Annotated in this window: 13 protein-coding genes and 1 pseudogene; 7 read left to right on the forward strand and 7 right to left on the reverse strand. The window is 63.6% G+C overall.

What is annotated here, in order from left to right:
* On the forward strand, positions 1-898 hold an 898-nt coding region (locus tag EN884_RS13195; RefSeq protein WP_245491928.1), incomplete at its 5' end, for an FGGY-family carbohydrate kinase.
* Positions 899-1,038: 140 nt separating this feature from the next.
* Positions 1,039-2,070, forward strand: a complete 1,032-nt coding sequence (locus EN884_RS13200; RefSeq protein WP_063168580.1) for a cupin domain-containing protein — start codon at positions 1,039-1,041, stop codon at positions 2,068-2,070.
* A gap of 9 nt (positions 2,071-2,079) precedes the next feature.
* Here the strand turns inward: EN884_RS13200 and dinB are convergent, their stop codons facing one another.
* Together dinB and EN884_RS13210 are read right to left on the reverse strand one after the other, a co-directional pair.
* On the reverse strand, positions 2,080-3,327 hold the full coding sequence (gene dinB / locus EN884_RS13205) for a DNA polymerase IV (protein WP_063168579.1): 1,248 nt from the start codon (positions 3,325-3,327) through the stop codon (positions 2,080-2,082).
* Positions 3,328-3,448: 121 nt separating this feature from the next.
* The gene (locus tag EN884_RS13210) at positions 3,449-3,865 is read right to left on the reverse strand and encodes a helix-turn-helix domain-containing protein (RefSeq protein WP_024501648.1); all 417 of its coding nucleotides are present in this window, start codon (positions 3,863-3,865) and stop codon (positions 3,449-3,451) included.
* A gap of 97 nt (positions 3,866-3,962) precedes the next feature.
* Here EN884_RS13210 and EN884_RS13215 point away from each other — a divergent pair, with 97 nt between their 5' ends.
* Positions 3,963-4,568, forward strand: a complete 606-nt coding sequence (locus EN884_RS13215; protein WP_245268621.1) for a dihydrofolate reductase family protein — start codon at positions 3,963-3,965, stop codon at positions 4,566-4,568.
* Positions 4,569-4,592: 24 nt separating this feature from the next.
* Here the strand turns inward: EN884_RS13215 and EN884_RS13220 are convergent, their stop codons facing one another.
* The 4 genes from EN884_RS13220 to ada all read right to left on the reverse strand — a co-directional run bounded on the left by EN884_RS13220 (position 4,593) and on the right by ada (position 7,390).
* Positions 4,593-5,336: a 2OG-Fe(II) oxygenase gene (locus EN884_RS13220; protein ID WP_063168578.1), complete on the reverse strand. Its 744-nt coding sequence runs from the start codon at positions 5,334-5,336 to the stop codon at positions 4,593-4,595.
* Positions 5,333-5,887 (reverse strand): methylated-DNA--[protein]-cysteine S-methyltransferase, encoded by a 555-nt coding sequence (locus tag EN884_RS13225; RefSeq protein WP_063168577.1) that lies wholly within the window; start codon positions 5,885-5,887, stop codon positions 5,333-5,335. Before EN884_RS13225 ends, EN884_RS13220 begins: the two co-directional genes overlap by 4 nt.
* 150 nt (positions 5,888-6,037) lie before the next feature.
* Positions 6,038-6,256, reverse strand: coding sequence for a hypothetical protein (locus tag EN884_RS13230; RefSeq protein WP_245469461.1), 219 nt, complete (start codon positions 6,254-6,256; stop codon positions 6,038-6,040).
* Positions 6,257-6,277: 21 nt separating this feature from the next.
* On the reverse strand, positions 6,278-7,390 hold the full coding sequence (gene ada, locus EN884_RS13235) for a bifunctional DNA-binding transcriptional regulator/O6-methylguanine-DNA methyltransferase Ada (RefSeq protein WP_063170284.1): 1,113 nt from the start codon (positions 7,388-7,390) through the stop codon (positions 6,278-6,280).
* A 130-nt stretch (positions 7,391-7,520) separates the two neighbouring features.
* Between ada and EN884_RS13240 the strand changes: the two genes are divergently transcribed.
* The gene (locus EN884_RS13240) at positions 7,521-7,817 is read left to right on the forward strand and encodes a type II toxin-antitoxin system HigB family toxin (RefSeq protein WP_063170283.1); all 297 of its coding nucleotides are present in this window, start codon (positions 7,521-7,523) and stop codon (positions 7,815-7,817) included.
* Positions 7,817-8,215, forward strand: a complete 399-nt coding sequence (locus EN884_RS13245; protein WP_024501642.1) for a type II toxin-antitoxin system HigA family antitoxin — start codon at positions 7,817-7,819, stop codon at positions 8,213-8,215. Before EN884_RS13240 ends, EN884_RS13245 begins: the two co-directional genes overlap by 1 nt.
* A gap of 15 nt (positions 8,216-8,230) precedes the next feature.
* On the opposite strand, the gene EN884_RS13250 is transcribed toward EN884_RS13245, so the two are convergent.
* On the reverse strand, positions 8,231-8,923 hold the full coding sequence (locus EN884_RS13250; RefSeq protein ID WP_024501641.1) for a helix-turn-helix domain-containing protein: 693 nt from the start codon (positions 8,921-8,923) through the stop codon (positions 8,231-8,233).
* Between the two features lie 176 nt (positions 8,924-9,099).
* Here EN884_RS13250 and EN884_RS13255 point away from each other — a divergent pair, with 176 nt between their 5' ends.
* Together EN884_RS13255 and EN884_RS13260 are read left to right on the forward strand one after the other, a co-directional pair.
* On the forward strand, positions 9,100-9,426 hold the full coding sequence (locus tag EN884_RS13255) for a DUF1330 domain-containing protein (RefSeq protein ID WP_013530739.1): 327 nt from the start codon (positions 9,100-9,102) through the stop codon (positions 9,424-9,426).
* A 121-nt stretch (positions 9,427-9,547) separates the two neighbouring features.
* Positions 9,548-9,805 (forward strand): annotated as a pseudogene (locus EN884_RS13260) (hypothetical protein); the annotation flags it as partial.

Here is a 9,805-nt window from a genome sequence, read left to right on the forward strand (position 1 = left end):
GGCAGCAGCAGACCTTGGTCTCAACCCCGGCACCGCGGTGGCGGCCGGACTGATCGACGCGCATGCCGGGGGCGTCGGCACGGTCGGCGCGCGCGGCGATTTCGGCAGCGTGCTGTCGCGCATGGCCTATGTTTTCGGCACCTCGGCCTGCACCATGTCGTCGACCGCCGAGCCGGCCTTCGTCGACGGTGTCTGGGGTCCGTATTTCTCGGCCATGGTGCCGGGCCTGTGGCTGAACGAGGGCGGCCAGTCGGCAGCTGGTGCTGCGATTGATCATCTGGTGCGCATGCATCCTGCAGCCGGCGAAGCGACCGCCAAAGCGCAAGCCGAGGGGCTCAGTCTCAGCGCCTGGCTGTCGCTGCAGGCGCAAAGCCGCAATGGAGCCGCGGCCACGCCGGCCCTGGTCGGCGGCATCCATGTCGTGCCGGAGTTCCTCGGCAACCGCGCGCCCTTCGCCGACCCGGACGCGCGCGCGCTGATCGCCGGGCTCGATCTCGACACCAGCCTCGACAGCCTGGTCGGGCTCTATGTCGCCGGGGTCTGCGGGCTGGGCTACGGCGCGCGCCAGATCGTGCAGGCCGAACATCAGAAAGGCATTGCCGTCGACACCATCGTGGTCAGTGGCGGCGCCGGCCAAAGCCCGCTGGTGCGCCAACTGCTGGCCGACACCACAGGCATGGTGGTGGTGGCCTCGACCTCGCCGGAACCGGTGCTGCTCGGCTCGGCGATGCTGGGCGCGGTCGCCGCCGGTGCCTACAAGGATGTGGCGGCGGCGATGGCCGGCATGTCGGAACTCGGCGAGGTCTATCATCCCGACGCTACGCTGGCCGGCTGGCATGCCAAACGCTTCGCGGCGTTCGAATTGCTGCAGCAGGCGGGCAAGGCCATCCGAGGCTGAAGCGCGCGGCTTCTGTCCGGCTTTGTCAGGAGCGTAGCGAACACCGCTTGGCGGTTTAGCCGGAAGCTGGCAGCTTTGTTCTGTCGTGGACCCTCCAGCAGCACGCGACGAGGGCAGGGCGACAGGACCAGGAGGCCCTAATGGTGGACGAAGCTAAACCGCCGCTACCATTCGCATCGGATGAGGTGCCGTGGACGGAATGGTCCGATGTGCCACGCTTCGGCCTGCGCTACCGGCATTTGTCGCTGGCTGCCCTTGGCGAAAAACACCGTGTCGGCGTGGCAATCGAGGAGCTTCCGGCTGGCAAGCAGTCCTCGCCGGCGCATTACCATATTTTCGAGGAAGAGCATGTCTTCATCCTCGAAGGGGCGCTTACCGCGTATGTCGGCGACGCGGCCTATGCCATGAAGTCCGGCGACTACATCTGCTTTCCCGCCGGTGCCGCGGCGGGGCATTGCCTGATCAATACCAGCGACGCACTGTGCCGCTATGTCATCGTCGGCGAGCGCAACCCGAATGAAGTGGTCGTCTACACCGCCTCCAACAAGGTGCTGGTACGCGCCCTGGGCCGCCGCGCGATCTTCGATCTCGCAGCCATCCGAACTTACTGGGACGGCGAGAACACCGGCCTTACCGCCGGCGATCCGCTGCCGTCGGATGTGACGGCCGGTGTCACCAAACCCCCGGCCGCGCCGATCCCGCCGATCGCCAGCGATGCTGTCGAATGGAAGGTCGAAGGCGAAGGCCCGCGGTTCGGCGGCCGGTCCAGGCACCTGACTTATGCCGCGCTGGGACGCTCCGACTATCATGTCGGCATGCTGATCGAAGCGCCGGCGCCCGGCATGCGCCTGGCGCCCCGGCACTATCACATGCTGGAAGAGGAGCATGCGCTGATCCTGGAAGGGGAGGTGACGCTGCTGCTTGGCGAGGAGCGCCACGAAATGAAAGCCGGCGACTATGTCTGCTTTCCGGCCGGCCTGGCGGTCGGGCATTCCTTCCTCAACAGCGGCACGGGGCCGTGCCGCTACCTGATGATCGGCGAGAAAAATCCCAACGAGGTCTGCGTCTATCCAGATTCCAACAAGATGGCGGTCGACGCCTTGCGCCGGCGCGACGGCATTTTCGACATGGGAGCGGTGAGGCGGTACTGGGACGGCGAAGAGATGGAGTAGCCCCCGGCTTCACAGCTCCTTCTCCGCCAACTCCCTGAATTCGTCGGGAACCGAGCGCGCCGCCTCCAGCGCCACCGTGCCGTAGCCGACCGCCTGTTTGCCAAAGCGCTCGCGGATCTTGTCGATGGCGCGGTCGGCGTCGAAGCGTGCTAGGCCCTTCTTCGTGCCGGGCCGGCGCCTCTCGTCGGCGAGGCCAAGCGGCAGGTCGAGCTGTAACTCGAAGCTTTCCTCAAGATGCGAGACCGAGATCGCCAGCAGCGAGATCGTTTTCTCCTGTGGATTGTCGGCAAGCAGGCCGCGCACCAGATCGCCGGCGATCTCGGCCAGCATCGCGGTCGCCGAGATCGGCTGGTCAAGCGTGATCGAACGGGTGACGGCGCGGAGATCGGCAAAGCGCACGCGTACCGTCACCGTGCGGCCGGGCCTTGCCTTGGCGCGCAGCCGGCTGGCGACGCGGTCGGCCAGATGCAGCAGTGTCGGCACGATGACCCGTGCCATAGCCGGCTTCTGGCCAAGCGCCGATTGGGCGCCGGCCGAATGCGCGCGGCGCTTCGTCTCCAGCTTTCGCGGGTCGCGGTTCCAGGACAGGGCGGCGAGCTTTTCGCCGGCGGCGGGACCGAGCAGGCGCGTCAGCGCGCCGCCATGCGTCCTGGCCAGTTGACCGATGGTCTCGACGCCGATCTCGGCCAGCCGCGCCCTGGTCGCCGGGCCGACGCCCCACATCAGTCCGACCGGCAGATCATGCAGGAAGGCGAGTTCGGTGCCGGGTTCGACGACCACCAGCCCGTCGGGTTTGGCGACCTGCGAGGCGATCTTGGCCAGATGCTTGGTGCGCGCCACGCCGATCGAGATCGGCAGGCCGAGTTCGGCCCGTACGCGGCGGCGGATGGTTGTCGCGATCTCCTGCGGCGAGCCGAACAGATGCGTGCAGCCGGCGACGTCGGCAAACGCCTCGTCGATGGAAATGCGCTCGACCACAGGCGTAAAATCGTCGAGCACCTTGATCGCCGCATCGCCCAGCCGCTGGTAATGGCTGAAATTGCCGCCGACGAAGATCAAATGCGGGCAGAGTTCGCGCGCCTTGCGCCCCGGCATGCCGCCACGCACGCCGAAGGCGCGCGCCTCATAGGAAGCGGCGAGCACGACGCCGCCGCCCACCGCGATCGGCTTGCCGCGCAGCGGCGGATCGAGCAACTGCTCGACAGAGGCGTAGAAAGCGTCGAGATCGGCATGCAGGATGGTGGCTGTCGTTTCCATCGACCGCACATCCGCAGTTGCTGATAGAATAGAACAAATAAAGAACAAAGATGGATGGTTGTCAAGCGAAGAGCGATTGGGTGCGGCAACAGCCATGCCGGTTCGGCTTGAACGCAACCGCCTAGACACTATGCTCCGTTCGCAGCGCCGCTTTCATCTTTTCCAGCGCTGCTTCGCCGCCTGCCGCCAACTGGTTGGCAATCCTGGCCAATCTCTCGTCGGCCTTGCGGTGCCTGCTGCCCCAGGCGCCGAGCGTCGCCAGCACCGGCAATAGGTCGATGCCTGCTTCGGTCAGCCGGTAGACCGTTCTCAAGCCATGCGTCGGGTCGTCGCTTCTGGTGAGGATGCCTTCGTCCTGAAGCGTTTGCAGTCGCTCGGCCAGCGTGCGCGAGGAGATGCCTTCGTCGGATTGCAGGAATTCGCGAAAGTGCTTTTTCCCGGCGAAGACCATGTCGCGGATGATGAGCAGCGTCCAGCGGTCGCCGATGAGTTCGAGCGACAGGTTGATCGGGCAGTCGGATTTTTCGCGCGTCGCCATCTATGGTTCCATTTCTAAATCACTTTACTATTGACATCGTTTTGGCCTTGCGTCAACAGTTCCAAATGTAAACTGTTTTGCGATAGCCGTGAGGAGAATGACGGTGAAAAAGCTGGTCCTGCAGATGCAGATGTCGGTCGACGGCTTTGTCGGCGCCACCGAGGACCATTCCTGGCAGCTCTGGGAGTGGGGTGACGAGAGCGCCTGGGACGATGAGCTGAAGCAGGACTTCAACGCTGTCTTCACAGGCGTCGATACCATCCTGCTCAGCCGCAAGATGGCGCAGGAGGGCTATCTCACCCATTGGGGCAATGCCGCCAAGAAGTTTCCGCACGATCCGTTCTACGCCTTTGCGCAACGCATCGTCGACGCCCGCAAGGTGGTGCTCAGTGATAAGCTCAAGCAATCGGCCGGGGAGCCGGCCTGGGAGCGCACGAGCGTGGCCAGCGGCGACCTGCCGCGCGAAGTCAATGCGCTGAAAGCGGGCGAGGGCGGCGACATGGCCGTGTTCGGCGGCGCCGGTTTCGCGTCGGCGCTGATTGCGGCCGGGCTGGTCGACGAGTTTCAGCTTTTCATCAACCCGGCGGTGCTGGGTGCGGGCCGCCGGATTTTTGATCAGGGCGGTTTTAGAAACCTGCGGCTGCTCGGCTCGAAGACCTATGACTGTGGCATGGTGGTCAGTCGCTATGCACCGGCGGGGTGAGGGGGACCTCCATCTTCTCCCTGCTCACTTCGCATCGTGAAAAATAATCCCGACCGTGTGGCGCATGCCTGAGCGCAGCCGGCTGACGCCATGACGCAGGTTGACGCGGTAATTGCCTTTGGTGCCCTGCACCGGCCGGTTGTGGACGGCAAAGACAACGGCGTCGCCCTGGCGCAGCGGCACCACCTCGACCCGGCTCTGCATGCGCGGCCGCTGCTCGGTCAGCGCGAACTCACCGCCGGTGAAATCCTGGCCCGGCTCGGAGAGCAGGATCGCCACCTGCAGCGGAAAGGCGAGGTCGCCATAGAGATCCTGGTGCAGGCAGTTGAAGTCGCCAGGCACATATTGCAGCAGCAGCGGCGTCGGCCGCGTCTGGCCGGCGGCATGACACTGATCGAGAAACGCGGCATGCGTCGCGGGATAACGCATAGCCTGCCCCATCCGCTCGTTCCACCGATTGGCGACCTCGGCCAGCCTGGGATAGAGCGCGCTGCGCAGGCCGCCGAGCAGGTCCGGCAAGGGATAGCGGAAATAGCGGTACTCACCCTTGCCGAAGCCGTGCCTGGCCATATGGATGTGGCTGCGGAAATGCTCTTCTTTGGGATAGAGGCCGGCGATCTCCCGGCATTCTTCGGGCGAGAGCAATTTCTCGATCACCGCGCAGCCGAAACCGTCGAGTTCGGCGGCAAGGGCGGGCCAGTCGTAACCCGCGACACGCGTCCGAGCAGCTTCAACCGCCGATGCGGCAACCCTGGCATGGGCATTCATATCGTAGCCTCCTTGTCGATCAGAGCGCGCTTGCGCTCGACGCCCCAGCGGTAGCCCGACAGCGTGCCGTCGGCGCGGACAACACGGTGGCAGGGAATGCCCAGCGCAATCGCGTTGGCCGCACAGGCCGTCGCCACGGCACGGGCGCCGTCCGGCTGGCCGAGGCGCTGGGCCAGCGCGGCGTAGGTGATGGTGGCGCCGCACGGGATGCCTCGGAGCGCCTCCCACACGCGCTGCTGGAATGGCGTGCCGCGGCGCAGGTCGAGCGGCAGGTCGAGGCCGACGCCAGGCATTTCGATGAAGCGCGCGATTGCCGCGAGATCGTCGCGCAAGGTGGCCCCGTCTTCGACCAGTAGCTTGCCCGGGAAGCGATGGCCAAGATCCCGCTCCAGTGTGTCGGCGTCCGAGCCGATCAGGATGGCGCAGACGCCGATAGCGCTGCGTGCCGCCAGGATTTTACCGATCGGGGATTCGCCGATGGCGTAGGTTATGATATCGAGGGCGGCGAGCTTGGTGACCGTCGCCGGAATATTGGTTTGTACGAGGTTCATTGCCTTCACTCCTTTGTCTGTGCCTGAACCCTAGCCACGTGCTGATTGGCGCTCACTCCGATGCTTGCTTTCAAATTCGAATCTCCAAGGCAGGTGCTCTACGGCGCCGTAGAGCGCTGATTTGGATCATTGGCACTTCGCCTGAGGACGTCATGCGACACGGGTGACGGAAATTTCGCCCAGCACGAACACTTCGCCTGATGACAGGCGCAACTCAACCTCGCCGGTTGCGGTGCGGCTCCATTCGGCTTTGCCATCATCGACCATCTGGCCGATGGCGGTCATCACCCATGATTTCGCGTCAGGGGCGCGGCGGCTGCCGGCAGCTTGGGTCTGGATGTTCGCATCGGTGGTGGGAGACCTTGCCATCGCGCGCATTGCCGGTCCTCGTCAGGCCCGTACCGACCGGTTGGCATTGTCGGACGCTGCCTCGCGGTCGAGCAGCGCGCGCTTGCGCTCCGCGCCCCAGGCGTAGCCGGAAAGTGCGCCGTCCTTGCGGATGACGCGGTGGCAGGGAATGGCGACGGCAAGATTGTTGGCGGCGCAGGCGGCGGCGATGGCGCGGGCCGCCTTAGGTGCGCCTATGCGATGCGCGATCTCGGCATAGGAAACCGTTTGGCCGGCGGGGATGGCGCGCAAGGCCTGCCAGACGCGCTGCTGGAACGCCGTGCCGCGGACGTCGAGCGGCAGGTCGAGGCCGAGCGCCGGAGCCTCGACGAAACCGACGACGCGGGCGACCAGCGCCTCGTAGTCGCGGTCGCCACCGATCAGCCGTGCCCTGGGGAAACGGTCCTGCAGGTCGCGCACCAGCGCGTCGGGATCGTCGCCGAGCAGGATCGAGGCGACGCCCTTTTGGCTGGACGCGACCAGGATGGTGCCGAGCGAGGTCTCGCCAACGGCGAAGCGGATCTCTTCATGGGAGCCGCCGGCGCGATAGCGCGTCGGCGTCATGCCGAGCATACCAATGGATTTCTCATAGAAACGCCCGCTCGAATTGAAACCGGCATCGTAGATCGCAGCCGTCACGCTGGTGCCGTCTTCCAGGCCCTGGCGGACCCTGGCGGCGCGGTGTGCGGCGGCATAGTCCTTCGGCGTCAATCCGGTGACCGCCTTGAAGATGCGGTGGAAATAACCGGCGCTGCGGCCGGCGGCATCAGCCAATTCAGCGAGCGAGGGTTCTTCCTCGCTCTGCTCGATCCTGCGGCAGGCAGCGGCGACCATCGCCGCGTTGCCGGCCTCGAGCGACGGGCCATGTGGATCGCAGCGCCGGCACGGGCGAAAACCGGTCGCCCTGGCCTGGTCCAGCGTGTCGTGCAACTGCACATTTTTCGGATTGGCGCGCCGAGACGGACAGGAAGGCCGGCAATAGACGCCCGTCGTCGCCACCGAATACCAGAATGCGCCGTCAGCGGATTTGTCGCGCGCGACGATGCGCGCCCAGCGCGGATCGTCGGTGATTTGCAGCGGCGCGGACTTCAGATTCTTGGCCAGGGTGATGAACATGACCGCATTGAAGCCACCACAAGCCGGCCCCGCCACCCGTTTCCTGACAAGTGCCTGGAGAACCTCACTTGCCTTTCCCAATTTGGGAAAATCCTCTTGTTCCCAATTTGGGAATTTGCTATATCAGGTCATGCAGATAATTGCCAAGAAGGCGCTGAAGGATTTTTGGGCAAAACACAATCAGGCCGAAGCTCCTTTGACGGCTTGGTATGTGGCTGTCGGGAATGCTGATTGGAAGACCCCGGCTGACGTCAAGTATGCGTTTGGAGCGACAGTTGATTTCGTAGGTGACAATCGCATCATTTTCGACATTAGCGGCAACAAGTATCGTTTGATTGTCCACGTCGCCTACAAGTTTCACCGCGTTCTGATCAAATTCGTCGGCACGCACAAAGAGTATGACAAGATTGATCCGGAGAAGGTGTGATGGAAAACATTCGACCCATTAAGACCGAAGCCGATTACGATTGGGCGATCGCCGAAATCACTAAATATTTCGAAAATGAGCCGGAGGTCGGCTCTCTCGATGGTGACCGGTTCGACGTTCTCGCAACCCTGATCGAGGCTTATGAGGATAAGCACTACCCGATTGAAGCACCGGATCCCGTTGAAGCCATTCATTCGCACATGGAACTGTTCAACCTGTCGCGGAAGGCGCTGGCCGAGGTGATCGGATCATCACCCCGGGCGACCGAGGTGTTGAACAAAAAGCGCGCACTCACCCTGGATATGGTCTTCAAACTGAACAAGGAATGGAAAATTCCCGCCGAAGTCCTCGTGCAACCCTATCACCTTGCAAATGACAGGGGCCGCAGGCGCGCCTAACATGCACCGATTCTCCTAAGCCGCGCGTTTGGGCTCCACCGCGAACGGGCTGAGGCCGAGCCAGGTCTGCATCTTCCTGCCGATGGCCTGGTCGCCGGTCAGGGCAACCCTGGCGCCGGCCTTCTCGACGGTCAGCACTCCCATCCAGATCGCCGTCATCGTGTGCAGGTCGGTCGAGACGTAGAGATCGACATCGAAGCCCGGATCGTACCAGCACAGATCGACCTCACCGTGCTTCTCGACGATCAGCCACCACGACCGTTTGGACGCCGGGAGATCCTGATACAGGAATTGTATCACCGTGCGCCCTTCAGGCAGCGGCGAGGGGTTTAGATTGCGCCGCATGTCCCACATCAGCAACGACGGATCGAGGTTCTTCAGCGACAGCCGGGATTCGACCCATTTCTGCCCCCAGAAGCCCATTGCCTCGACGACAGGACGCAAATCCCGGCCGGCTTCCGTCAGCCGATATTCGAAGATGCCTTTTTCGCCCGGCACTTCCTTGCGCTCGACGATCCCGGCGATCTCAAGTTCCTTCAGCCGTTGCGACAGAAGGGTCGGCGACATTTTGGGGACGCCGCGGCGAAGATCATTGAAGCGGGTCGAGCCGGCCACCAGTTCACGCATCAGCACCATGGTCCAGCGGGTGCACAGCACCTCAGCGGCCATCGATAGCGGACAGAATTGTTTGTATCCGTGCTGGCTCATGATTGGTGCCTCTCCCTCAAACCTGACCGAATATTAGGCCTTCATGAATGAAGCGGCCAGTACGGAAACTGTACTGCCCCGGTACAGATCGCGGACTGGTTGGCGAGGGTCCTGCCATGCGAGCCTTTTGGCCGGTTGCACGGGATACGCCTGTGCACCGCAACCAGGAGACCACCATGACCGCCTACGTTATCGCAGACATCAAGATAAACGACCCGCAGTGGGTGCCGGCTTACGCCGCCTCGGTGCACGATCTCGTCCACAAGCATGGCGGCAGATATCTGTCGCGCAGCGGCAATGTGAAAACGCTTGAAGGCAAGCCGCTCGATACCACGCTGATCGCGCTGATGGCGTTCCCGTCGGAAGCGGCGGCGCGCGCCTTCACCACCGATCCTGCCTACGCGCCCTTCGTCTCGGCCCGTCAGGACGGCAGCGACAGCCGTTTCCAGATGATCGACAACACCGATCTGGCCGGAACGATCCCGTATCTGCCGAAGGGATGATCCTTTTCGGTAGCCGTTACATCAATTTCGGGATCTCCAAGCAACAACAGCCACAGCGCTTGCCTGCCGGGCCTCCGTATTTTCGGCGGCCGGCCAGCTGTGCTTTTTCAAGAAGAATGGAATGAAGATGATATCAAACTTTCGCAGCGGACTTCTTATGGCGGGGACCATGCTGGCAATCTGCACCACCCTCGCGCAGGCGCATCAGGAGCCGGCTGAAGCTGCCTCCGGCCCGCTGGCCGACAAGGTGCGGGCTGTCAACAGCCGGTTTGTCGACGTCAAGGCAGCGGTATCAGAGGGCTATGCGCCTATTCCTTGTGCCAGCGGCATCACCGGCGGCGCCATGGGCATCCACTATGTCAACGGCCAGTATCTGAAG

Origin of the sequence: Mesorhizobium sp. M7A.F.Ca.AU.001.01.1.1 (assembly GCF_004022735.1) — a bacterium.
GTDB classification, from domain to species: Bacteria; Pseudomonadota; Alphaproteobacteria; order Rhizobiales; family Rhizobiaceae; genus Mesorhizobium; species Mesorhizobium ciceri.